General features: G+C 65.7%; 21 protein-coding genes. 11 read left to right on the top strand and 10 right to left on the bottom strand.

The window, feature by feature from the left end:
- Positions 1-972: an agmatinase gene (gene speB, locus ACO6VM_RS11900; RefSeq protein WP_390971242.1), complete on the bottom strand. Its 972-nt coding sequence runs from the start codon at positions 970-972 to the stop codon at positions 1-3.
- Positions 973-1235: 263 nt separating this feature from the next.
- Between speB and ACO6VM_RS11895 the strand changes: the two genes are divergently transcribed.
- Positions 1236-2150, top strand: a complete 915-nt coding sequence (locus tag ACO6VM_RS11895; protein WP_422403299.1) for a LysR family transcriptional regulator — start codon at positions 1236-1238, stop codon at positions 2148-2150.
- 693 nt (positions 2151-2843) lie between these two features.
- The gene (locus ACO6VM_RS11890) at positions 2844-4595 is read left to right on the top strand and encodes a hypothetical protein (protein ID WP_422403298.1); all 1752 of its coding nucleotides are present in this window, start codon (positions 2844-2846) and stop codon (positions 4593-4595) included.
- Between the two features lie 197 nt (positions 4596-4792).
- Here the strand turns inward: ACO6VM_RS11890 and ACO6VM_RS11885 are convergent, their stop codons facing one another.
- The 4 genes from ACO6VM_RS11885 to ACO6VM_RS11870 all read right to left on the bottom strand — a co-directional run bounded on the left by ACO6VM_RS11885 (position 4793) and on the right by ACO6VM_RS11870 (position 9992).
- Complete coding sequence (locus ACO6VM_RS11885) at positions 4793-6046, bottom strand: OprD family porin (RefSeq protein ID WP_422403297.1); 1254 nt, start codon at positions 6044-6046, stop codon at positions 4793-4795.
- A gap of 67 nt (positions 6047-6113) precedes the next feature.
- A complete protein-coding gene (locus ACO6VM_RS11880) occupies positions 6114-7418 on the bottom strand; it encodes a CitMHS family transporter (protein ID WP_110994842.1) in 1305 nt (434 codons plus the stop codon).
- Positions 7419-7538: 120 nt separating this feature from the next.
- Complete coding sequence (locus tag ACO6VM_RS11875; RefSeq protein WP_401060379.1) at positions 7539-8852, bottom strand: dicarboxylate/amino acid:cation symporter; 1314 nt, start codon at positions 8850-8852, stop codon at positions 7539-7541.
- Positions 8853-8912: 60 nt separating this feature from the next.
- Complete coding sequence (locus ACO6VM_RS11870) at positions 8913-9992, bottom strand: 4-oxalomesaconate tautomerase (protein ID WP_422403296.1); 1080 nt, start codon at positions 9990-9992, stop codon at positions 8913-8915.
- Between the two features lie 309 nt (positions 9993-10301).
- Here ACO6VM_RS11870 and ACO6VM_RS11865 point away from each other — a divergent pair, with 309 nt between their 5' ends.
- Positions 10302-11195, top strand: coding sequence for a LysR family transcriptional regulator (locus ACO6VM_RS11865; protein ID WP_110994839.1), 894 nt, complete (start codon positions 10302-10304; stop codon positions 11193-11195).
- Between the two features lie 4 nt (positions 11196-11199).
- Here the strand turns inward: ACO6VM_RS11865 and ACO6VM_RS11860 are convergent, their stop codons facing one another.
- Entirely contained in the window at positions 11200-12099 is a 900-nt protein-coding gene (locus tag ACO6VM_RS11860; RefSeq protein ID WP_422403295.1) for a MerR family transcriptional regulator, read from the bottom strand.
- A 120-nt stretch (positions 12100-12219) separates the two neighbouring features.
- On the opposite strand from ACO6VM_RS11860, the gene ACO6VM_RS11855 reads away from it, so the two are divergent.
- The 7 genes from ACO6VM_RS11855 (at position 12220) to ACO6VM_RS11825 (ending at position 17857) form a co-directional block, all read left to right on the top strand.
- Positions 12220-12666: a PAS domain-containing protein gene (locus tag ACO6VM_RS11855; RefSeq protein WP_422403294.1), complete on the top strand. Its 447-nt coding sequence runs from the start codon at positions 12220-12222 to the stop codon at positions 12664-12666.
- Positions 12667-12897: 231 nt separating this feature from the next.
- Entirely contained in the window at positions 12898-13320 is a 423-nt protein-coding gene (locus ACO6VM_RS11850; RefSeq protein ID WP_422403293.1) for a nuclear transport factor 2 family protein, read from the top strand.
- The gene (locus ACO6VM_RS11845; RefSeq protein ID WP_422403292.1) at positions 13317-14069 is read left to right on the top strand and encodes an SDR family NAD(P)-dependent oxidoreductase; all 753 of its coding nucleotides are present in this window, start codon (positions 13317-13319) and stop codon (positions 14067-14069) included. The genes ACO6VM_RS11850 and ACO6VM_RS11845 overlap by 4 nt, the downstream gene beginning before the upstream one ends.
- A gap of 6 nt (positions 14070-14075) precedes the next feature.
- Positions 14076-15323, top strand: coding sequence for an NAD(P)/FAD-dependent oxidoreductase (locus ACO6VM_RS11840; protein WP_422403291.1), 1248 nt, complete (start codon positions 14076-14078; stop codon positions 15321-15323).
- The gene (locus ACO6VM_RS11835) at positions 15320-16132 is read left to right on the top strand and encodes a DUF1365 domain-containing protein (RefSeq protein ID WP_422403290.1); all 813 of its coding nucleotides are present in this window, start codon (positions 15320-15322) and stop codon (positions 16130-16132) included. The genes ACO6VM_RS11840 and ACO6VM_RS11835 overlap by 4 nt, the downstream gene beginning before the upstream one ends.
- Positions 16107-17366, top strand: a complete 1260-nt coding sequence (locus tag ACO6VM_RS11830; RefSeq protein ID WP_422403289.1) for a class I SAM-dependent methyltransferase — start codon at positions 16107-16109, stop codon at positions 17364-17366. Before ACO6VM_RS11835 ends, ACO6VM_RS11830 begins: the two co-directional genes overlap by 26 nt.
- A 2-nt stretch (positions 17367-17368) precedes the next feature.
- A complete protein-coding gene (locus ACO6VM_RS11825; RefSeq protein WP_422403288.1) occupies positions 17369-17857 on the top strand; it encodes a DUF2878 domain-containing protein in 489 nt (162 codons plus the stop codon).
- Here ACO6VM_RS11825 and ACO6VM_RS11820 read toward each other — a convergent pair.
- Genes ACO6VM_RS11820 through ACO6VM_RS11810 form a run of 3 tightly spaced genes read right to left on the bottom strand, consistent with a single transcriptional unit; the run spans position 17807 to position 19067 of the window.
- A complete protein-coding gene (locus ACO6VM_RS11820) occupies positions 17807-17977 on the bottom strand; it encodes a DUF2256 domain-containing protein (RefSeq protein ID WP_153785960.1) in 171 nt (56 codons plus the stop codon). The genes ACO6VM_RS11825 and ACO6VM_RS11820 overlap by 51 nt on opposite strands.
- Positions 17974-18510 carry a DUF3833 domain-containing protein gene (locus ACO6VM_RS11815; RefSeq protein ID WP_401060361.1) on the bottom strand — a complete coding sequence of 179 codons (537 nt, stop codon included), beginning with the start codon at positions 18508-18510 and terminating at the stop codon, positions 17974-17976. Before ACO6VM_RS11815 ends, ACO6VM_RS11820 begins: the two co-directional genes overlap by 4 nt.
- 2 nt (positions 18511-18512) lie before the next feature.
- Positions 18513-19067, bottom strand: coding sequence for a chalcone isomerase family protein (locus ACO6VM_RS11810; RefSeq protein ID WP_422403287.1), 555 nt, complete (start codon positions 19065-19067; stop codon positions 18513-18515).
- A gap of 507 nt (positions 19068-19574) precedes the next feature.
- On the opposite strand from ACO6VM_RS11810, the gene mrdA reads away from it, so the two are divergent.
- A complete protein-coding gene (mrdA, locus tag ACO6VM_RS11805) occupies positions 19575-21464 on the top strand; it encodes a penicillin-binding protein 2 (RefSeq protein ID WP_422403286.1) in 1890 nt (629 codons plus the stop codon).
- Positions 21465-21486: 22 nt separating this feature from the next.
- Here mrdA and ACO6VM_RS11800 read toward each other — a convergent pair whose 3' ends face one another.
- On the bottom strand, positions 21487-23259 hold the full coding sequence (locus ACO6VM_RS11800; protein WP_422403285.1) for a hypothetical protein: 1773 nt from the start codon (positions 23257-23259) through the stop codon (positions 21487-21489).
- Positions 23260-23327 lie beyond the last annotated feature (68 nt).

The following is a 23327-nucleotide window of genomic DNA, read 5'->3' as shown; positions in this document are numbered from 1 at the left end:
TCAGCGCGCCTTGGCGCGGGCGTGGAAGATGAAGCCGAGGCTGTTCATCAGCAATTGCGCGGCGAGGATCGAGGTGACGCCGGCCGGGTCGTACGCCGGGGCCACTTCCACCAGGTCCATGCCGACGATGCGCCCCTGGCTGCGCCGGGCCAGTGCCTGGATGATTTCCAGCACTTCGTAGTACTGGAAGCCGCCATGGCTGGGGGTGCCGGTGCCCGGGGCGATGGAAGGGTCGAAACCGTCGATGTCGATGGTGATGTAGTAGTCGCGCCCTTGCGGGATCTTCGCCAGCACGCCTTCGCAGCCCAGGCGACGCACGTCGCGCACCGAGAGGATCTGCGAGCCGGCCTCGCGGGCGGCGTCGTAGTCGTCGCGGTTGGAGGACGACACGTTGCGGATGCCCAGCTGGGTCATGCCGACGATGTGGTCGAGCTCCGAGGCGCGGCGCAGCGGGCTGCCGTGGCCGTAGCGCACGCCGTGGCGTTCGTCGACGAAGTCGAGGTGGGCGTCGAAATGCACGATATGGATGGGCCCGCGGCCTTCGAAGGCCTTGATCACCGGCGCGTGGATCGAGTGGTCGCCGCCCAGCACCACGGGCATGGCACCGGCCGCGAGGATCTGGCGCACGGCCGACTCGATGTTGGCGTTGCTGCTGGCCATGTCGGTGTGGACGATATCGGCATCGCCGACATCGACCATGCGCAGCTGGTCTTCGGTGAGGTAGGTGGCGTCGTCTTCGAAGTCGTAGGCGCCGGAATGGCCGAACGAGAACAGCGTCGATGCCTCACGGATGCCGCGCGGCCCGAAGCGTGCGCCGGAGCGCCATTGGGTGCCCATGTCGTTGGGCGCGCCGAGGATGGCCACATCGGCATCGATGGCCGCCCAGTCGGTGCAGATGGGCGCCTTGGCGAAGGTGCAATGGCCCACGAAGGGCAGGTTCAGGCGGCCGGATTCATAACCGTGCTTAGCCATGTGCGGGTTTCTCCACTTATTGTTCTGGTCAGGAGACGGCGTGCCGGGGCAGCGCCGTTGCAGCCACTATGGCGCCGGGTTGAACCTGGAAAAATGCGCAAGTGCAGATGCATACATCGCCGCAGCCGAAGTATCTGACGGCAGATGGGCGCCAGACGCCCCAGGCATTGCGGCGATCAGCCGCGCATGGTTAGCTGCGGAAAAACAGTGCGCGGACACTCATATCAGCCTTGGCGATGTGAGCAACCGCCCAGGAGGCCAGGGTGATCCAGCTCCACGATGTCGATCTGAAGCTTCTCAGGGTATTCACCACCATCGTCAGGTGCGGCGGCTTTTCCGCAGCCCAGGCCGCGCTGAACGCCGGCCAGTCGACCATCAGCGAACAGATGACCCACCTGGAAACCCGCCTGGGGGTCAAGCTCTGCCAGCGCGGGCGCAGCGGCTTTCGCCTGACCGAGCAAGGGGTGGCCATCCATGAGGCCACCCTGCGCCTGCTCAGCGCCGTGGAGAGCTTTTGCCTGGACGCCGACGTGCTCAAGCAGCACATCAGCGGCAAGCTCAACCTGGGCATCATCGACTCGACCCTGACCGACGCCGCCTCGCCGCTGCCGCGCACCACCCAGCGCTTCGTCTCGCGCGGGCACGATGCCCACCTGCACATCTACATCGGCGCCCCGGCGGAGCTGGAAGAGCGGGTGCTGGACAGCCGTCTGCACCTGGCCATCGGCCATTTCCCCCTGCGGGTGCCGGGGCTGTCCTACCTGCCCCTGTATGACGAAGCCCTGGGCTTGTACTGTGGCCGGCGCCACCCGCTGTATGGGAGCAAGGCAGGCAATGGCCGCCTGCTGGAAGAAGTGCGCGGCTGCCATATCGTCGTGCGCGGCTACATGCAGCAGTACGACCTGGAGCAACTGGGCGTGAGCAAGGCCGCCGCCACCGTGGAGAACATCGAGGCGGCGGCGATCCTGATCATTTCCGGCGCCTACATCGGCTTCTTGCCGGTGCACTTCGCCGAGCAGTGGGTGAAGACCGGCGAAATGCGCCGCCTGGGCGCCAGCAGCCTGGACCTGACCTCACCGTTCGACGTCATCACCCGCCGCGGGGTATCGCCACCGCCGATCCTGCAGGCGTTTCTCGAAGACCTGAACGCCTGCATGCATCAGCCTGGGTTGGGCTGAAAACCGCCCCACAGTCATCAGCGCTTCGCACCGATAGGCATCATCCAACTGGCGCTGGAGCCGCTGTGCGTCGAACCGGAGCGTTTCAATGGAAGCTCAGCCCTACCCCACTGCCTGATGCCAGCCCGTTAAGCCAATTGGGGTCGCTGCGCGCCCCTTCGCGGGTAAACCCGCTCCCACAGGTTTTGTGCCAGCTTGAGGCTTCGCGCAATCCTGTGGGAGCGGCGGTTCGCCGCTGCGATTTATCCGCGAAGGGGCGCGCAGCGGCCCCAATTGGCTTAACTGACCGGCATTACCCCACTGCCTTGCTTTTTCAGCGCCATTGACTTGAATTCAATCAGTAGCATTGAAACGTTTCGCCCGCACGGCCCCATTTTGATTGCGGTCTCGCGGTCTTTTCATGCGCAGCCATCAAGCCCAGAGAAGGGTAAACGACGACCCTGAGCAGTTCGCTAGACGGAACTTGTTTCAGGGAGACGTTCATGTCGCCAATTGCGCTTCCAACGGCGTATGAGCACGCACCGCAGCGGGTCGTGCTTTGTCCCGACCATCCTGCGCCCTACCCCTCCCTCACGCCCTGTGCGCTCGGCCATGGCGATTGCCCATGCCCCGCCCCTGAAAAACACCCCCATACACCGCTCTCGGTCAAGCCGCACACCGTCTGCAGCCGCCGCCTCACCGGAGGGTTCTGACATGCCAGGCACTCAGGATATTCGCTGGTTCAAGGAGCAGTTTCAGCAGGACATGGCCCAGGCAATCATCGGCACACCCTTGACGGTGGACCACCTCACCGCACTGGCCTGCCAGGAGACCGGCAGCATCTGGCCGTTCCTGCGCAAGGCCAAGCTGCCCTTGGAGCAGGTCACCGCACTATGTGTCGGCGATACGCTGGATGACACCGCCGGGCGCAAGGCCTTCCCGCGCAACAAGGCCGAACTGCTGCTGCGCCCACGCGGCGACCTGATGTTCGCCATGGGCCACCAGGCACTGGTGGACATGGCCAGGTTCGTGCCGGGTTACCAGGACGTGGCCAAGAAGCCCAACAAGTTCTGCCACGGCTATGGCGTGTTCCAGCTGGACCTGCAGTTCTTCAAGCCCGAGCCCGATTTCTTTCTCGATCGCCACTGGGCGACGTTCAGCGGCTCCCTTGGCCGCGCGATGGATGAACTCAAGGGCGCACTTCGACAACTGGGCTTCGAGCAGCGCCGGCAACCGCTCAGCGACCTGGAGTTCGCCCAGGTGGGCATCGTTTACAACACCGGTGGTTTCGTGCCCTCGAAAGGGTTGCGGCAGGGACACAAGAGCGATGATCGTTTCTATGGCGAGAACCTGTTCGACTTCATTCGCCTGTGCCACACGGTAGCGACCGAGCCGGCACAGCCTGCCCTGCCCACGCCAGCCCCCGGCCAGGCCATCGTCGCAGCGCCCAGCCCGCTCTCCGGCAAGGGTACGGCGATGCAGGTGGATACCCGCGAAGGCATGCTGCGTGTGCGCAGCCAACCCTTCATCAGTACACCGGCACAAGCCAACGTCGTGGCGAACCTGCCGGATGGCCACGCGGTTCGGGTGTTGAGCAAAACGGCTGAAAACGGCTTCGTCAGCATCGAAACCAGTTTGTCCGGCGCACGGGTGCGCGGTTTCTGCGCCAAGCGTTTCCTGGTGCCGGCAACTGACGACGCGGTGATCGAGATCACCCAGCCCGCCCCTCAACCCAGCACCGTACAAGGCCAGAGCACCCTGTTGGCGAGCATGCCAGGTGACTCCGCGATCCCCGCCGTATTCATGCCGCGCAAGAACGGCGTGATCACCCGCAGGGCCAACCCGGCTGACGCACATTCGCTCAACGAAGCCGGGCAGCCAACCCGCCAGGGCAACAGCGCAGGCGAGCTGCGCGAGGCGCTTGCCGCCATCATCCAATGGCTGGCAGTCGACAACACGGCTCACCTTCGCTACCAGCCGCATGACGGGCTGACCTTCTGCAACATCTACGCACACGACTACTGCCTGCTCGCCGGTGCCTACCTGCCGCGCTGCTGGTGGAGCACGCCGGCCCTGCTCAAGCTGGCCGCCGGCCAACAGGTAACGCCACTGATCGGCGATACCCTCAGGGAAATGCGCGCCAACGACCTGTTCAGGTGGCTGCGTGAATTCGGCCCCGGCTTCGGTTGGCGCCAGACCGGCACGCTGACCACCCTGCAGGCCGAGGCCAACCAGGGCGCCATTGGCCTGATCGTGGCGCGGCGCAAGGAAGATGGCCGATCGGGGCACATCGTCATGGTCGTGCCCGAAACCGCCGAGCAGACCGCGCGCCGCGACACTGCCGGCAATGTCATCGCGCCGCTGCAGAGCCAGGCCGGCGCCAGGAATTTCCAGTACGGCCGCGGGGCCGCGAACTGGTGGAACGGCGAGCAGTTCGCCGAATTCGCGTTCTGGCTGCATGCCTAGGTTTTGTTCGAAAAGTTTTGTGGGAGCGGGCTTGCCCCGCGATGGAATGCGAAGCGCTCCTGTACCCGATATCAAATAGTGTCAAAGACGCCGCGAATTCAGGCTTTGCTGCCGCGTCGCGGCAGATCGCGGGGCAAGCCCGCTCCCACAACGTTGAATGACCACACTTTTCGTACAAGACTTAGGCCGCGGATGCGCTACCACAGGGCGATGTCATAAGTCAGGTAGATGCGGTTGCTGTCCCGACCACGGGCGAAGTCCGCCCGGTACACATAGTTGCGCAGCTTCACCCCCAGGCCTTTGAAGCTGCCCGACTGCACCACGTACGCCAGCTCCATGTCGCGTTCCCACTCGCTCAGGCCCGCCGTGCCGGAGTGGCCATTGTCGCCACTCAGGTAACGGGTCATGAACGTCAGCCCCGGCACGCCGGCTGCGGCAAAGTTGTAGGCATAGCTGGCCATCCAGGTTTTCTCTTCTTCCTCGATGAACTTGCCGATGCCGACGTTGCTGAACGAATACACCGTCGCCCCGCTGACATAAGGCAGCCCTGCCTCGCCATCGAGCACCTGGTAGCCCGCGCCCAGGGTGTGGCCGCTGTGGGTGTAGGCCAGTTGGCCGCTGAACATGTCGTTGTCGATGCGGCCGCCGTAGGCCGCGCCGCTGTCGTGGCTCTTGAAATAGCGCAGGTCGGTAGTCAGCACGCCGCCCGCCAGCGGCAGGTCGTGCTGGACCCCGCCGAAGTCCTGGCGATAGAAGTGTTCCAGCTCGCCGTGGAAGTAGCTCAAGCGCAGTTGCTTGCTGACCGCGTACTCGGCGCCGGCGTAGGTGAAGTCACCCGATGCGCGACCGCCGTAGCCGTCGGCATACAGCCCGGTGCTGTCGGAGGAGTCGCGCTGCTTGAAGCGGTCGAGGTGGCCGGCGCTCAGGGTCAGGCCGCTGATGTCGGTGCTGACCAGTTGGGTGCCCTGGTAGGTCTGCGGCAGCAGGCGGGCGTCGTTGTAGACCAGCACCGGGGTCTTGGGCAGCAAGCTGCCGTGCTTGACCACGGTGGCGCCCAGCCGGGCCTTGGCGGTTACCCCGGCACTGGCGAATTGGTCCGCCGCGCGGCCGTCGTCATGCACCGGCAGCAGGCCGGTGCCACTGCGCCCGCGCCCCGAATCGAGCTTCACCCCGACCAGTGCCAGGGCATCCACCCCCAGGCCGAGCGGGCCTTGGGTGAAACCGGACTGGTAGTCCAGCAGGAAACCCTGCGCCCACTCCACCCGCTCGCTCTTGGCGTTGGCGGCGGCGCGGGCGCTCAGGCCCTGCTCATCGCGAAAGTTCTCGTTGAAGTACACATTGCGCATCTGCAGCTTGAGGCTGGCGTCATCGATGAAACCGGCCGCCTGGGCCGCAGGCAAGGTGCAGAACAGCAGGCCGCAAGCGGCCCCACGCTGAAGGGCTCGTGTCATGTTCGGGGACTCTTTTATTGTTATTGGCGCGTTACCGGGCGGCCGCTCGGCCACCCGTCAGGGAGGGTCAGACGAAGAAGGACAGGGCCCCGGTCAGCAGGGCCAGCGCAGTGATCACCAGCGAAGTCAGCACCGCCCACTTCACCGTGGCTTTCTGGAACTCGCCGATGTCGCGGTCGACCATGCCGACCAGCAGCAAGGTGGACGCCACCAGCGGGCTCATCAGGTGCACCGGTTGCCCAAGCACCGAGGCGCGGGCGATCTCCACCGGGTCGATGCCATAGGCGGCGGCCGCGTTGGCCAGGATCGGCACCACGCCGAAGTAGTAGGCATCGTTGGACAGCACGAAGGTCAGCGGCATGCTGGTGATCGCCACCACCAGCGGGAACCAGTGGCCCCAGGCTTCAGGGATCCAGTCGACCAGGGTCTGCGCCAGCGCATCGACCATCTTGGTGCCGGAGAAGATGCCAGCGAAAATGCCGGCGGCGAACACCAGCAGCACCACGGTCATGGCGTTACCGGAGTGGGCGAGGATGCGTTCCTTCTGCAGCTCGAGCTGCGGGTAGTTGATCATCAAGGCCGCGACGAAGCCGATCATGAACAGGATCGCCGCATGCATCAGGCCCATCACCAGCGCGACCATCACCGCGATCACCAGCACCAGGTTGACGTAGGCCAGGCGCGGGCGCTTGTGCGGAGTGTCTTCCAGGATCGCCTTGATGTAGCAGTTGCCGCCGCCGGATTCGAGCTTGATGTTGCCGATGCGCTTGCGCTCGGCCCGGCCCAGCAGGAAGGCGGTGAACACCACCCAGGCGGCGCCGCCGACCATGGTCGGCAGCATCGGGATGAAGTACTCGCTGGCATCCAGGCCCAGGGCGGCGATGGCCCGGGTGGCCGGCCCGCCCCACGGGCTCAGGCCGCTCATGATGCTCAGCGACAGCATGGCGATGGTGGCCAGGATCATCGGGTTCATGCCGATGCGCTTGTACAGCGGCAGCATGGCGGCGCAGGTGATCATGTAGGTGGTGGTGCCGTCGCCGTCGAGGGCCACCAGCAGCGACAGCAACGCGGTGCCCATGGCGATCTTGATCGGGTCGCCGTTGACCCGCTTGAGGATCTTGCGGATCAACGGGTCGAACAGCCCGGCATCGATCATCAGGCCGAAGAACAGGATGGCGAACAGCAGCAGGGCGGCGGACGGTGCGACCGTTTTCAGGCCGTCGAGCATCATCTTGCCGAGGTCCGGGGCAAAGCCACCAATCACGGCGAAGACAATGGGCACCACGGTGAGCGCGACGATCGGCGACAGGCGTTTGCTCATGATCAGGTAGGTGAAGGTCACCACCATGACCAGGCCAAGCAATGCGAGCATGGGAATATTCTCTTGTTTTTATGAGGTGTGGCCGCCGCGAGCGCGAACGGCCCCTGCCCCACCCGCGCCCCGCGGCGCTGGGTGGAAGTTTATGTCATTCAGTGCGTGTAAGCGGGTGGGCTAGCTGTGCTGGCGTGGCTCGCCGGCCGGCCAGTGGGCTGGGCTGTCAGCGCTGGCGGCGGGTTGCGGGCCGTCGGCCAGGGTGCGCATCAGCGTCTGCCGGTCGCAGGCGTTTTCCGACAGCGAGATGACCACCGTGGCTACCGCGTTGCTGGCAAGGCTGGTCAGCGCCCGCGCCTCGGACATGAAGCGGTCGACACCGATCAGCAGCGCCAGCCCCGCCAGCGGGATGTCGTGAATCACGGTCAGGGTCGAGGCCAGCGCAACGAAGCCGCTACCGGTCACCCCCGCCGCGCCCTTGGACGACAGCAGCATGATCGCCAGCATGGTCAGGGTCTGGCCCAGGGTTAGGTCGATGTTGCAGGCCTGGGCGATGAACACCGCGGCCAGCGACAGGTAGATGGCCGTGCCGTCGAGGTTGAACGAATAGCCGGTGGGCAGCACCAGCCCTACCACGCCCTTCTTGCAGCCCAGGGCTTCGAGCTTCTGCAGCATGCGCGGCAGCACCGGCTCGGTGGACGAAGTACCGAGCACCACCAGAAACTCTTCGCGCAGGTAGCGCAGCAGCTTCCACAGGCTGAAGCCATTGGCCCGGCACACCCCGCCCAGCACCACCAGCACGAAGAAGGCGCAGGCGATGTACAGGGTCATGACCAGCTTGGCCAGCGCGCCGAGCGAGCTGATGCCGTACTGCCCCACGGTGAACGCCAGGGCGCCGAAGGCACCCACCGGGGCGAAGCGCATCAGGTAGCCGAAGATCTTGAACACCATCTGCGAGGCCGATTCCAGCACATTAAGCACCGGCTGGCCGCGCTCGCCCATGGCCGACAGGGCAAAGCCGCACAGCACGGCGAGGAACAGCACCGGCAGCACTTCGCCTTTGTTGAAGGCGCCGATGAAGGTGTCGGGGATGATGTGCATGAAGAAGTCGACCACACCCAGCTTGGCCGCCGAGTCGGTGTACTGGCTCAGCCCTTGGGTGCTGAGGGTCGATGGGTCGATGTTCATGCCCTCGCCTGGACGGAATATATGCACCGCCGCCAGGCCGATCGCCAGGCTGATCACGGTCAGCACCAGGAACAGCAACAGCGTCTTGCTCATCAGGCGGCCCAGCGAGCGCCGGTCGCTCATGCCGGCGATGCCGGTGACGATGGTGCAGAACACCACCGGTGCGATCATCATCTTGATCAGCTTGATGAAGGCATCGCCCAGCGGCTTCAGGGCGACTGCCTGTTGTGCCCAGAAGTGCCCGACCACCACGCCCAGCAGGACGGCGCAGAGGATCTGGAAGTACAGCGATTTGACCAGTTTCATGAGGCATCACCCATTGTTGGATTTGTGCGGATGCGCTGTGTCGTCCTTGGGTACAGCGGCTCAGCCAGCCAGCCGCCGTGCCGTTGGCGCGTATACGAAACCTGAGAACAGCCGGCGGGCGGTACGCACCACGGACGCCTGGATCGTCTTGCCGTCCGGCCCACTGCGCGTAAGCGCCACATCAATGCCGCCGCTGGGGTGCTCGAGGCGCACTTGCTGCAAGCCTTGGGCCGCATCGCCAAGCAGGCTCATGGTGACGGTGCCGGGGCTGACGCAGGCGGTTGCCAGCCCGATTGCACCGGTGATGGCCAGCGCCCGGTGGCAGTTGTGCGGCATGAAGTAGCGCACCTGCAGCGTGCCGCCGAACTTCGCCGGGCTGACCAGCACCGGCTTGGGGATGACCATGCCGCTGACATCGCCCAGGCCCATGGCCCGCCCGGCTTTGATGCGCAGCGCTTCCAGGCGCTTGAGCAGGCGGCTGTCGGCATCCAGCTCGGCGGGGCTTTCGCCGCCGTCCAGGCCCAGCTGGCTGGCCTCGACGATCATCATCGGCATGGCCATGTCGATGCAGGTCACCGGCACGCCGTCGATCACATCGCAGGCTTGGCCGGTGGGGAACAGTTGCCCGGTCTTGCTGCCGACCGCGTCGAGGAAGGTCAGGTGGATCGGCGCCGCCGTGCCCGGCACGCCATCGATGGCCGTGCGGCCTTCGTAGCGGACTATGCCGTTGGGCGTCTCGACCAGGGAATTGACGAAGGTGTTGGTGTTCAGATTGCGGATGCGCACCAGGGTCTTGCCCTCGACGGCCTTGACCAGGCCTTGCTCGATGGCGAACGGGCCCACGGCGCAGAGCATGTTGCCGCAGTTGGGCGCGGTGTCCACGCGGCGCTGGGCCACCATCACCTGGACGAACAGGTAATCGACATCGGCGTCGGCGTGCAGCGACGGGCTGACGATCGCCACCTTGCTGGTCTGCGGGCTGCCACCGCCGATGCCGTCGATTTCCAGCTCGTGGCCGGAGCCCATCAGGCGCAGCAGCACTTCATCACGCTCGACCACATTGGTAGGCAGATCCCAGGCATGGAAGATAGGGCCTTTGGAGGTGCCGCCGCGCATGAGCACACAGGGGATTCGTTGCATGTCTAGTGACTCTTGTTGATCAATCGGCTGAATTGATGTTGTGATCGAAAGAGTGACAGGCATGTATAAATCAATCCAATGCAAAGATCGTAGCTATTATTGCGTTTGGCAAATCAATCAAACGTTGCTGTTGGTCCCGTGTGGAACCCCTGTTTTGTATGGCGAGCACTGGCCTCATCGCCGGCAAGCCAGCTCCCACAGGGTTAGCGCATTGCTTGAGCTGGCGCGATCCATGTGGGAGCCGGCTTGCCGGCGATGGGCTGCAAGGCAGCCCTGATCGCTATATCAAGGACTAAACCGAGAGTCGCCATGGAATACGAGCTCCAAGACATCAGATCTTTCGTGAAAATCGCCGAACTGGGCAGCTTCCACGAAGCGGCAGAGGTGCTGCACCTGTCGCAGCCGGCGCTGAGCAGGCGTATCAAGAAGCTCGAAGAGGGCCTGGGCACGCCGCTGCTCGAACGCACCACCCGGCGCGTCAGCCTGACCAGCGTCGGCCGGGATTTCTTGCCCAAGGCACGCCGCCTACTCGATGATTTCGAGGACTCGATCCTGAGCATCCGCGAGCTGGCCGAACGCCAGAGCGGCCAGGTCACCCTCGCCTGCATCCCCACGGCGGCCTTCTACTTCCTGCCCTCGGTGATCCGCCTGTACAACCAGCAGTACCCGAAGATCCGCATCCGCCTGCTCGACCTCAGCGCCAACGACGGCCTGGAGGCGGTGCTGCGCGGCGAAGCGGACTTCGGCATCAACATGATGAGCGGCCAGCACTCGGACATCGAGTTCGTCTCGCTGGTGCAGGAGCCGTTCGTCCTGGCCTGCCGGCGCGACCATGAACTGGCATCGCGCAAAGCGGTGACCTGGTCGGAACTGGCCGACTACCGGCTGATCGGTGTTGGCCGCCTGAGCGGCAACCGCATGCTGCTGGACCACGCATTGAGCGGGCTGAGCCTAAGGCCCAAATGGTTCTACGAGGTGCAGCACCTGTCCACGTCGCTGGGGATGGTCGAGGCCGGGCTGGGGGTTTCGGCCATGCCCAGCCTGGCGATGCCCGGGCCCGACCACCCGACCCTGGTCAGCGTCCCGCTCACCGAGCCGGAGGTCACCCGCACCCTTGGCCTGGTGTATCGGCGTGGCGCCTCGCTGTCGCCTGCGGCGGAAAAGTTCGTGGCGATACTGCTGGAGAAGTGGCGCAGCGGCTGAGCCTTTACAGCTCCAGTGCGCCCCTGAGCAAGGCCGCAAGCTTGGGCCCGGCCTCGGCGCCCTGTCCCTCCAGCAGCGCCAGCGGGATGCCCTGCAACAGCGAGGCAAACTCGGCCAGGCCGTCGCCCAGCAACGCCATCGGGCAGGCGATTTCCAGCTGCAGGGTACGCAACCGTGTGGCCAGGGCCGGGCTGATCGGGCCCTGCACCCTGATCACCAGTGCCGCCGGGCGCATGGCCACGCACAGCAGCGGCAGCTCGTCCAGCGGCTGGCCGTTGCCGAGCACGTCGATACGCTGCTGTTCTCCCCCCAGCAACAGGGCGCTGCACAGCAGTTCCAACTCGCTGACGCCACCGACTGCGCTCAACAGCACGCGCGGGGCGGCGGCTTGGTTCAGTTGCAGGCGCAGCAACAGCCGGGCGCGCAGGAAGGTATCGAGGAACAGCCACTGGCTGCGCTGGCCGAACGCCGTGCCAGCGGCCAACTGGCGCCACACCGGCATCAGCACTTCGCGCAGTGCGACGGTTTTGGGGAACAAAGTGAACACCTGGCCATGCAGCGCTTCGAGCGCCTGCCCATCGAAGGCCTGGGTGGCACGCAGCACGGCAGCGCGCCAGTCGTCGAAGGCATCGCTGCCCTGCTCGACCGCCCGGCCCCCCTGCTCGTGCTGACGGGCCAGCAACTCGCCGACCTTGCTGATCGGCAGACCACTGCTCGTCCAGTGCAGGATGTCGCGGATGCGCTGTACATCCTCGGGCGTGTACAGGCGATGGCCGCCTTCGGTGCGCTGGGGGCTGATCAGCCCGTGGCGGCGCTCCCAGGCGCGCAGGGTCACCGGGTTGATGCCGGTCAGGCTCACCACATCGCGCATGGGCAGCAAATCAGGGGAAATCGCTTCGGTCATCGGGCACGTGGGGGTCTAGGGGCCGGGGACGCCATTCTAAACCCATCCCCGCCTTTTGCGCCGCGCGTTCGTGCGTCATCATGGCGGCCAGCGCGCACGCCACCATTACCCGAGGTTCACATGATCGACGCAAAGCTTCTGCAACTGATGGTCGAGACCTCCAACGACGGCATCGTCGTCGCCGAACAGGAAGGCAGCGACAGCATCCTGATCTACGCCAACCCGGCATTCGAACGCCTGACCGGCTATGCCGTCGACGACATCCTCTACCAGGACTGCCGCTTCCTGCAGGGCCAGGACCATGACCAGCCGGGGCTTGCGAACATCCGCGAGGCGATCCGCGACGGCCGCCCTTGCCGCGAAGTGCTGCGCAACTACCGCAAGGACGGCAGCCTGTTCTGGAACGAGCTGTCGATCACCCCGGTGCACAATGAGGCCGACCAGCTGACCTATTTCATCGGCATTCAGCGCGACGTCAGTGCACAGGTGTCCGCCGAGCAGAAAGTCCGCGAGCTGGAAGCCGAGGTGGCGCAGTTACGCCAGCAGCTGGCCACCAGCAACCACTGATGTATACGCCTGTGGGAGCGGGCTTGCCCCGCGATAACCGGCGAAGCCGGTGCCATTACGCTTGATTCCCTGGCTTGGCCCTTCGCGGGGCAAGTCGCAGCGGCGCACCGCCGCTCCCACGCAGGCCCTTCTAAAACTGTACAAGCAGGTTGACTTGTACAGTTTTAGACATAGGCTTCAGGTATACCTGTACAAAAATCGTTCCGTGTACAGGATTGCCTGGAGCCGCGCATGTCCGACTACCTGCAAACCTTCGCCGAACGCTTTGCCGGCTTGAACGCTGGCAACCTGCAGCGGCTCGACGAGCTGTACAGCGAAACGGTGACCTTCCGCGACCCCCTGCACCAGATCGAGGGCCTGCCTGCCCTGCGTGCCTACTTCGCCACGCTGTACGCCAACGTGCAGGACATCCGCTACGACTTCCACGGCGCCGACCAGGTACAGCCGGGCCACGGCTACTTGCGTTGGACCCTGCATTTTTGCCACCCGCGCCTGGCCGGCGGCAGGCCGATCAGCCTTGACGGCTGCAGCCACCTGCGTTGGCGCGAGCACGTCGACTTTCACCAGGACTACTTCGATGCCGGCGCGCTGCTGTACGAGCACGTGCCCGTGGTCGGTGGGCTGATCGGCTGGCTCAAGGGCCGGCTGGCATGAGCCGCTGCTGGTTGACCGGCGCCAGCAGCGGTATCGGCGCCGCCCTGGCGCTGCGCTTGCTGGAACAAGGCCATCAGGTCGCGCTGGGTGGCCGCCAGGCTGGCAGCTTGCAACCGCTGGCCGAGCGCTTTGCAGGCCAGACGCTATTGGCCGTCGGTGATATCAGCGAGGCGCCGCAAGTGGCGCAGATCGCCGCGGATATCGAGCAGCACTGGGGCGCCCTCGATCTGGTGATCCTCAACGCCGGCACCTGCGAGTACCTGGAACCCGGCCACTTCGACCCGGCCCTGGTCGAACGGGTGATGCGCACCAACCTGCTGGGCCTGTGCCACTGCCTCCAGGTCGCCCTGCCCCTGCTACGGCGCGGCCAGCGGCCACATCTGGTGGTGGTGGGCAGCTCGGTGAGCTGGCTGGCGCTGCCACGGGCCGGTGCCTATGGCGCATCCAAGGCGGCGGTGCGCTACCTGGTCGAGTCGCTGCGCATCGACCTGATCAACGAAGGCATCGATGTCACCCTGGTCAGCCCCGGCTTCGTCGATACACCGTTGACCCGGCGCAACGACTTCGCCATGCCGCAAATGTGGAGTGCCGAGCGCGCCGCCCGGCATATCGCCGCACGCCTGGCGCAGCGGCCACTGGAGATCAACTTCCCCGGCCTGTTCACCTGCGTGTTGCGCCTGCTCGGCGGGCTGCCGGTGCGCTGGCGCCTGAAGCTGGGCCAGCGCATGGCCCGCCGTGAACAGGGGTAGCCGACCATGCGGATCGCCATCATCGGCAGCGGCATCGCCGGCCTGACCTGCGCCCACCTGCTATCGCGCCGGCACCAAGTCACGGTGTTCGAGGCCGCCGACTGGATCGGTGGCCACACCCACACCGTCGATGTGCAGTGGCGCGGCCAGCACTATGCCGTGGACACCGGCTTCATCGTGTTCAACGACTGGACCTACCCCAGCTTCATCCGCCTACTGGGCTACCTGGGGGTAGCCTCGCGGCCCACGCAGATGAGCTTTTCAGTGCACGACCCGCTCACCGGCTGCGAGTACAACGGCCACACCCTCGACAGCCTTTTTGCCCAACGGCGCAACCTGCTGTCACCGGGCTTCTGGGGCATGCTGCGGGACATCCTGCGCTTCAACCGCCAGGCCCTCGCCGACCTCGACAACCAGCGCATCGAAGCCACCACCACCCTTGGCGACTACCTGCGCACGCAGCGCTACGGCCAGCGTTTCATCGACCACTACGTCGTGCCCATGGGGTCGGCGATCTGGTCGATGTCGCGCAGCGACATGCTGGGCTTCCCGCTGCAGTTCTTCGTGCGCTTTTGCCGCAACCACGGTTTGCTGTCGGTCAGCCACCGCCCGCAATGGCGGGTGGTCGAAGGCGGTTCGCGCAGTTACCTGGCGCCGCTGTGCCGGCCGTTCGCCGAGCGCATTCGCCTGAACTGCGCGGTCAGCCGGGTCTGCCGTGACGACGGCGGCGTAACGCTGAACAGCACGGCCGGCAGCGAACGGTTCGACAGCGTGGTGTTCGCCTGCCACAGCGACCAGGCCCTGGCGCTGCTGGAGGCCCCCAGCGCCGAGGAACGCGCGGTGCTCGGCGCCATCCGCTACGCCAGCAACGATGTGCTGCTGCACACCGACACCCGCCTGCTGCCAAGGCGGCGCAAGGCCTGGGCCAGCTGGAACTACCGTCTGGGTGGCAGCGAACAGGCCCCCGCCGCGCTGACCTACGACATGAACATCCTGCAGGGCATCGAGGCACCGGTGACGTTCTGCGTCAGCCTGAACCAGACCGCCCTGGTGGACCCGGCGCAGATCCTCGCCCGCTTCCAGTACGCCCACCCGCAATACAGCCTGGCGGCGCTGGCCGCCCAGGCCCGACAAGGCGAGTTGCAGGGGCGCCAGCACAGCTATTACTGCGGTGCCTACTGGGCCAACGGCTTTCACGAGGACGGCGTGGTCAGCGCGCTGCAAGTGGCCGAACATTTTGGAGAGCGCCTGTGAACAGCAGCCTGTGCCGCGGCTGGGTCAGCCACCGGCGCCTGACCCCGCGCCCGCATGCCTTTCGCTACCGCATCGGCATGCTCTACCTGGACCTGGCCGAACAGCCCTGGCTGCTCGGCCTGTCGCGCTGGCTCGGGCACTCGCGCCTGGCCCCGCTTTGCTGGCGTGAAAGCGACTACCTGCCGGCCCTCACCCGCAGCGGCATGCCGCTGGCCCAGGCCGCCCGCCAACTGGTCGGCCAGGCTACCGGGCAGGCGCCCGAGGGCGCCGTGCACCTGCTCACCCAGCCACGCTGCTGGGGGCTGTCGTTCAACCCGGTGAGTTTCTACTTCTGCCACGACCGCGAGGGCCAGCTCGCGGCGATCCTGCTGGAGGTGCGCAACACCCCTTGGCGCGAACGCTTCCACTACGTGCTGCCGGTGCAGCCTGGCCAGCCCCGGCAGTTCTGCGTGGCCAAGGCCTTCCATGTGTCGCCGTTCATGCCGCTGGACATGGAGTACCGCCTGCGCTTTTTCCTCGATGGCCAGCGACTGCGCATCCACATGGAAAACCGCCGCGAGGGGCAGCCAGTGTTCGCCGCCGACCTGGCCCTGGAGCGCCGGGAGCTGAACCGCAGCACCTTGCACCAGCACCTGCTGGCCTTCCCGTGGATGAGCCTGCGCACGCTGTCGGCCATTTACTGGCAAGCCCTGCGCCTGCTGTTCAAGCGCACGCCCATCCACGATCACCGCGTCAGCCAGGGCAACCTGCGCCTTGGCCGGACCACCCGCGAGGAGCCCAAACATGCCCGAACCCACGTTGAGCGTTAGCAAATCGGCGGGCCTGACACCGCTGCTCGGTGGCCTGGTCAGGAGCGCCGTGCTGGCCCAGCTGCGCCGGATCAGCCGCGGCCAGCTGCGGCTGATCGGCAATGACCAGCAATGGACCTTCGGCGAAACCGGCAGCGCGCTGTACGCCGAAGTCGAGATCCTGGACGAGGCCGCCTGGGGCATGGTTGCCGGCAATGGCTCGATCGGCGCCGGCGAGGCCTATATCCACGGTTACTGGCGCAGCCCTGACCTGGCGGCAGTGACCCGTCTGTTCGTCGCCAACCTCGACGTGCTCGATGCCATGGAGCGCGGCCTGGCGCGCTTCGGCCGCCCGGCCCTGCGCCTGTTGCACAGCCTCAATCGCAACAGCCGGCGCGGTGCGCGGCGCAATATCCTGGCCCATTACGACCTGGGCAATGCCCTGTTCGAACGCTTGCTCGACCCGACCATGATGTATTCCGCTGCGCAGTTCGACAGCGCCGAGCAAAGCCTGGAACAGGCGCAGTTGAACAAGCTCGAACGCATCTGCCAGAAGCTTGAGCTCAAGCCCCACGACCACTTGCTGGAGATCGGCACGGGCTGGGGCAGCCTGGCCATCCACGCCGCCACCCGCCATGGTTGCCGGGTCACCACCACCACGCTGTCCCAGGCGCAGTACAGCCACACCCTGCAGCGGGTCAAGGCGCTGGGCCTGGAGCGGCGCATCAGCGTGCTGTGCGAGGACTACCGCGACCTGCGCGGGCGCTTCGACAAGCTGGTGTCGATCGAGATGATCGAGGCCGTGGGCCACCGCTACCTGCCAGCCTACTTCCGCCAGTGCGCCGCGCTGCTCAAGGACGACGGCCTGATGCTGCTGCAGGCCATCACCATCCGCGACCAGCGCTACGCCCAGGCGCGCCGTTCGGTGGACTTCATCCAGCGCTACATCTTCCCCGGCGGCGCCTTGCCCTCGCTCAGCGTGCTGCTCGACACCGCCAGCCGGCAGACCGCGTTGAACCTGCTGCACATGGAGGACTTCGGGCAGGACTATGCACGCACCCTGCGCCACTGGCGCGACAACCTGCGCCTGGCGCGCGGGGCGCTCAGTGAAATGGGTTACGACGACACCTTCCAGCGGCTGTGGGAGTTCTACTTGTGCTACTGCCAGGGCGGCTTCGAGGAGCGGGTCATCGGTGTGGCGCAATTGCTCTGGGCCACACCCCAGGCACGCCGGGCACCGCTGCCGGGCGCCTGAGCATGCCCCGCGCCTGGCTGCTGGGCAATGCGCTGTGGCTGCAGGCTGGCTGGTGGGCCTGCGTGCTCGGTGCAACGCGGCCCTGGCTGTTGCTGCTGGTGCCTGCCGGGCTGGCGCTGCACCTGCGCTATTGCCCCGACCGCGTGGGCGAGGCACGGGCGCTGTTGCGCGTGACGCTTGCCGGTTGCCTGCTCGACAGCCTGCTGGGCGCACTGGGGGTCTTCAGCTTTACGCAATGGCCGCTACCCGGCTGGCTGGCCTTGCTGTGGCTGGTGCTGGCCAGCGGCTTGCGCCACAGCCTGGCCTGGGCCGCGCGACCGGCCTGGCGTGGGGTGCTGCTGGGTGTGCTGGGCGGCCCGCCGGCCTATCTGGCCGGTGCGCAGCTTGCGGGCGTCGGCCTGCCGCTGGGCTCACTGGCCACGGCCCTGATACTGGCGCCGTTATGGGCGTTCGCCTTGCCGCTGGCCTTGCGCCTGGCCGCGTGGCGCTGAGCGACGGCAGCGCTCGGAACAGTAGCGCACCTGCTGCCAACAACGCGCCCAGCGCTTGCGCCAGGTGAACGGCCGGCCACAGGCCACGCAGACTTTGCTCGGCAACAGGCTTTTGTTCATTCGCCGGCCTGGGGCAAACGCCGGAAGAACAAGGTGATCTGGCCGATCTCCACGCCGAACTTGCGCATGCTCGAGCGGTTGATCAGGGTGTCTTCGTCCATCAGGTACATCCAGTCGTCCAGGTCCACCTGCCAGTGGCTGCCATCCACCGGCAGATCCAGGCGGTACTGCCAGCGCAGCGCATTGCCCGCTACCTCGCCACGGGCCTCGCCGATCACGTCTCCTGCCCGCCCGCGCCAGCGGCCGGGGCCGTCCGGGGTGAGCGTCCAGGTGCGCTGCTGGCGGGTGCCGTCGCTGTAGACAAAGTGCTCATCGAGGATCAGCCGCTCGCCTTCACGGCGGCTGTCGATGCGCACATGGAAGCGCTTGACCACTTCGCCGTTGCGCTTCTGGAACATGCCCCAGGCTTCTACCGGTGTGGCAAAGAACGCTACCAGGTCCAAACCCGGTTGCTGCCCGCGGTAGTGTTCGACGCCGACATTGCCGCAACTGCCGAGCAGCAGGCAGGCAAGCACAAGTACGAGGTTACGCATGGTCAGCCTCCGCGATCTTCTTTGGCCAGCCCGAGCAGGCGTTGGCGCAACTGTGGGTCTCGGGCTCGCGGGTCCAGCCAGATGGCGAAGAAGGCCTGGGCGAAGGCCGGGTCGGCGACCTCGGCGCGCAGTTGGCCATCGACATAGAAGCGGCAGCCCTGCCCGGGCAGGTACACCCCGGTAATGCGCATGCCCGGGCGCACGTCGACGAACGCGGCGCGCATGTTGTTTGCCCAGCGTTCGAGGGTTTGCGGGCTCGGCGGCTGCGCGGCCAGGCGGCGCATTTCGGTGAGGCTGGCGTCGACCAGCGTGTCGCGGGACAGTGCCCGGTGGTAGCGCAGTTCGAGGGCGAAGGGTTCATCCCAGTGTTGCGGCGAAACGGCACTGAACAGGCGGGCGCTGTACAGGCGCAGGCCGAACCAGCTGAAGTCGCCGCTGCCGGTCAGGTGGACCAGTGGCAGGGTGGTGCGCCAGTCTGCGCAGGCGGGCTGGGTCAGGGCCATGGCCAGGAGGATGGCCAGGGTAATGAGCGTTTGCCTTGCGGGGTTGTGGGCCATTTAGCGAACACCCAGGCGTGTGCGGATACTGTACAAGTATAATTTCTTGTATAGATATTCCCAGGTGAAATCTTGGTTTTGTATAGATTTTCGGGTGAGAGCCAGGTTTGGGGCCTAGTGGCCGTGTGACGCCCAAGGGCCTGTCTTGAAATCGCATGTGGGCCATCAGGTGCAGGGCGACAGATTTGCAGCGCACTCAAGATCGAGCGCCGCCCGCGCGGCGCATCGCGGGCGGCGCTCGATCTCATAGGCGCTGCAAAAACACCGGCAGGCACCTGGTGGCCTTCGCCCAATATTCTGGCGGGCACCTTGTATGCCCTCACCCACTCGCCCGCCATGCACCCGCCCAAGACATGAACGAATCTTCATCTTCGCTGTGCGCCCCTGACAGCAGGGCTCCACGCCCCTCCCCGGCGCTGCACCCCAGCCCCCCGCCTTGAGCCCCGCCGCACGCCCGCGTAGCATCGCCGCCCCGCACGCATCGCCCTGACCGACCCGCCACTGCCCATGCCACAACCCATCCCCCTCAAGGACCACGAAACCGAAAAGCACCTGGTCAACCGCCGGTTGCTGGCCTGTGCCCTGCTGGTGTTCAGCCTGGTGGCGGTGCTGGTGGGGCGGCTCTATGTGCTGCAGGTGGTGCAGCATGACCAGCAGACCGCAGTGTCGGAAAACAACCGCGTGCATGTGCTGCCGATCCCGCCCGAGCGCGGGCTGATCTATGACCGCAATGGCGTGGTCCTGGCCGACAACAAACCCAGCTTCAACCTGACCATGACCCGCGAGCGGGCCGGTGATTCGGCCAAGGTGCTCGACGCCCTGGCACAGGTTCTCAACCTCGGCGAAGACGACCGCCACCAGTTCGACAAGGACCTGCGCCGTGGCCGCAAGCCCTTCGAACCAGTCACCCTGATGGTCGGCCTGAGTGAGGAACAGATTGCCCTGATCGCCGTCAACCAGTTCCGCCTGCCGGGGCTGGAGGTGGAGCCGCAGTTCATCCGCGAATACCCGCTGGCCGAGCACTTCGCCCATTCGGTGGGCTATGTCGGGCGGATCAACGAGAAGGAAGCCAAAACCCTCGACAGCACCGAATACCGGGGCACCCAGTCGATCGGCAAGACCGGCGTCGAGCGCTTCTACGAACACGAACTGCACGGCCAGGTGGGTTACGAAGAGGTCGAGACCAACGCCCAGGGCCGGGTGATGCGCGTGCTGCGCCACCACGACCCGGTGCCGGGCAAGTCCATCGTGCTGAGCCTGGACGCCCACCTGCAGCAGGCCGCGGAAAAGGCCCTGGGCGACCGACGTGGCGCGGTGGTGGTGCTGGACCCGGCCAACGGCGACGTGCTGGCGATGGTCAGCAACCCCAGCTTCGACCCCAACCTGTTCGTCAAGGGCATCAGCTCCAGGCAGTACTCGGCGCTGCGCGACTCGATCGACCGGCCATTGTTCAACCGCGTGCTGCGCGGCCTCTATGCCCCCGGCTCGACGGTCAAACCGGAAGTGGCCATCGCCGGCCTCGACAGCGGCGTGATCACCCCCGGTAGCCGGGTGTTCGACCCCGGTTACTACGAACTGCCCAACTACGACCACAAGTACCGCAACTGGAACCACAGCGGCGATGGCTGGGTAGACATGTACACCGCGATCATGCGCTCCAACGACACCTACTTCTACGACCTGGCGCACAAGCTGGGCATCGACCGGCTGCATGACTACATGGCCGAATTCGGCCTGGGCCAGAAGGTCTCGCAGGACATGTTCGAGGAAGCCCCCGGGCTGATGCCGTCGCAAGCCTGGAAACGCGCCACCCGCCGCCAGGCCTGGTTCCCCGGCGAAACGCTGATCCTTGGCATCGGCCAGGGCTACATGCAGGTCACCCCGCTGCAACTGGCCCAGGCCACCAGCTTGCTGGCCAGCAAAGGCGCCTGGCACCGCCCGCACCTGGCGATGACCGTCGGCGGCCAGGCCCCCATCGACCCCAACCCGATGCCGGACATCGTGCTGCACGACAAGCGCGCCTGGGACCAGGTCAACCAGGGCATGCAAATGGTCATGCACGATGCCCGCGGCATCGCCCGCGCCGCCGCCGCCGGGGCCCAGTACCGCATCGCCGGCAAGAGCGGCACCGCGCAGGTGGTGGCGATCAAGCAGGGCGAACGCTACAACCGCAACAAGACCCTGGAACGCCACCGCGACAATGCCCTGTTCGTCGGTTTCGCCCCGGCCGACCACCCGGCCGTGGTGGTGGCGGTGATGATCGAGAACGGCGAGGCCGGTGGGCGGGTGGCGGGGCCGGTGGTGCGCGAGGTGATGGATGCCTACCTGCTGGATGAGCAGGGGCATCTGAAAGGGCAGTATGCCGGCAATGGCACACCTGCCGTACCGCACACCTAAGGCTTGAATGACAGCCGGGCAATCAACCTTGAGCAGCCCGGCTCTCAAGCTCGGCGCGGTAGCTGCGCAACGACGCAATGCGCTGGGCGCTGGCGGCTTCGCGTTCCTCGACGATCACTTTGAGCTGGTGCGACGCCTGCACCAGGTAAGCCTCCAGCGCATCGCCGGTGATATAGGTGCCCGATAGTTTGTTCAGCTTGCTCCAGCCATCGTTGAACACCTGCACGAAATCCTCTGAAACCGCACTCACCGCCAGCCACTCCGCGGCCTGGGTAACGAAGAACTGATCGGTGGCCAGCACCAGCTGCGCCAGGCGATTACGTCGCAGCGATTCACTGCTGCCCGCACGCTCGTAGTCCTCCACCCGCTCCAACGCCTCGTCGATGATCAACTGCATGAAATCGGTGAACGATTTGAAGAAGAAGGCGATTTCCTCGACGATCTCCCTGCTGCGCTTGAGCGCCGCCACGCTGAGGTTCAGCGACTTGACCGCCAGTTCGATGCTGCTCTGCTCACTGCGCGCGCCATCGAGCAGCACGGTAATGCGCACCAATTCCGCCGCCTGCTCGCGCTTGACGCCTTCGTAGCGCTCGACGTTGTCGAGCATCTGCCGCTCCAACTGGCGCAACGACAATGCTTGATCTCTAAGCTGCCCCCCCACGTCACTCGCGGCATTTGCCAGTTCGCGCAGTAGTGCGCCCAACTGCTGCTCGGTGCCACCGAGCAACGCTTGCGCCTCGCGCAACTCGCCACGCACGCGCTCCAGGCGCTTGTCCAGTTCCTCAACCGCCAGCTCACTGGCGGCCGCTTCGCGCTGCGCCTCGAGCTCGGCAAGGGTGCGCTGCAGGTCGGTAACGACCTTGCCCTGGACGGCGCGCTTGGTTTCCAGGTTGGCCTTTTCCACCAGCTTGGTCGGGTCGGCATTAGCGCTGTACTGGTTGGCGAGCGCTCCGACACTGGCCGCGCCCAGCAGCGCCGAGCTGCCACCGGTAGCCCCCATGGCCGCGATCGGGAGCACGGCCGACAGCACCTGGGTGACGCCGCTGATCAGCGACGCCCAGAACGCCTTCTGTTCCGCGCCCTTGGCTTGCTGCCCGTATTCACGCGCCAACTTGTCGAAGCGGTTGACCTGCTCCTGCAGCGCCGTGACCAAGCTGTCCAGTTCGTCACGCCGGGCCGTGGCCTCGAGGATCTCCTGCTTGATCTTGCGATTGGCTTCGAGGGTCTCGCTCAAGGCGATCTCGCTGCTGGCCATGACCGCTTCGATATCACGCAGGATCTGCTCATAGGTATCGACGATGGTCGCCAGGTTACCGCGAACCCCCGCTGCAGCCTGGGCAATGTGCCGGGCCATTTCCAGCAACTCACCACCGACATACTGGCGGATTTCTTCGGCATCGTTGCCTTCTTTCACATCCAGCCAGTCCGGCAGCACCGTGCGCAACCGGGTGCCGATGCTTCTGGCGACCCGTACAGCGCCCTTGATGCTGCGTTCGCTCTGCTGCTGGGCCTGGATCAGCCGATTCATGATGTTGGCGATCCGTACACGGATCGCGCCCTGGGCCTGGGGCGTGGTGTTGTAGGCGATGTACAGCAGCTCGATGGCATGGTCGGTGTCGGTCTTGGCGCGATCGATCTGGTAATTGCCTTCGATCTTCTTCTTGAAACTGGCCACCAGCGGCGATTCGGCGCCGGGCAGCTGCAGCGGCTGAGCACTGACGATGCTCTGTACCTGCTCAGTGATCTGATTCTCCAGCAGGACATTTCGGTTGGTAAACGAGACGATTTCAGACATGTAATACATCCTTTCAGTAGGTCGGTAACGGCCGCTGCGACGCTGGCGCAGTGAGTGGCACGCATGCC

The sequence above is a fragment of the Pseudomonas sp. GZD-209 genome (genome assembly GCF_049310485.1).
Lineage (GTDB): Bacteria > Pseudomonadota > Gammaproteobacteria > Pseudomonadales > Pseudomonadaceae > Aquipseudomonas > Aquipseudomonas sichuanensis.
This window is presented reverse-complemented; position numbering and strand designations above follow the sequence as displayed.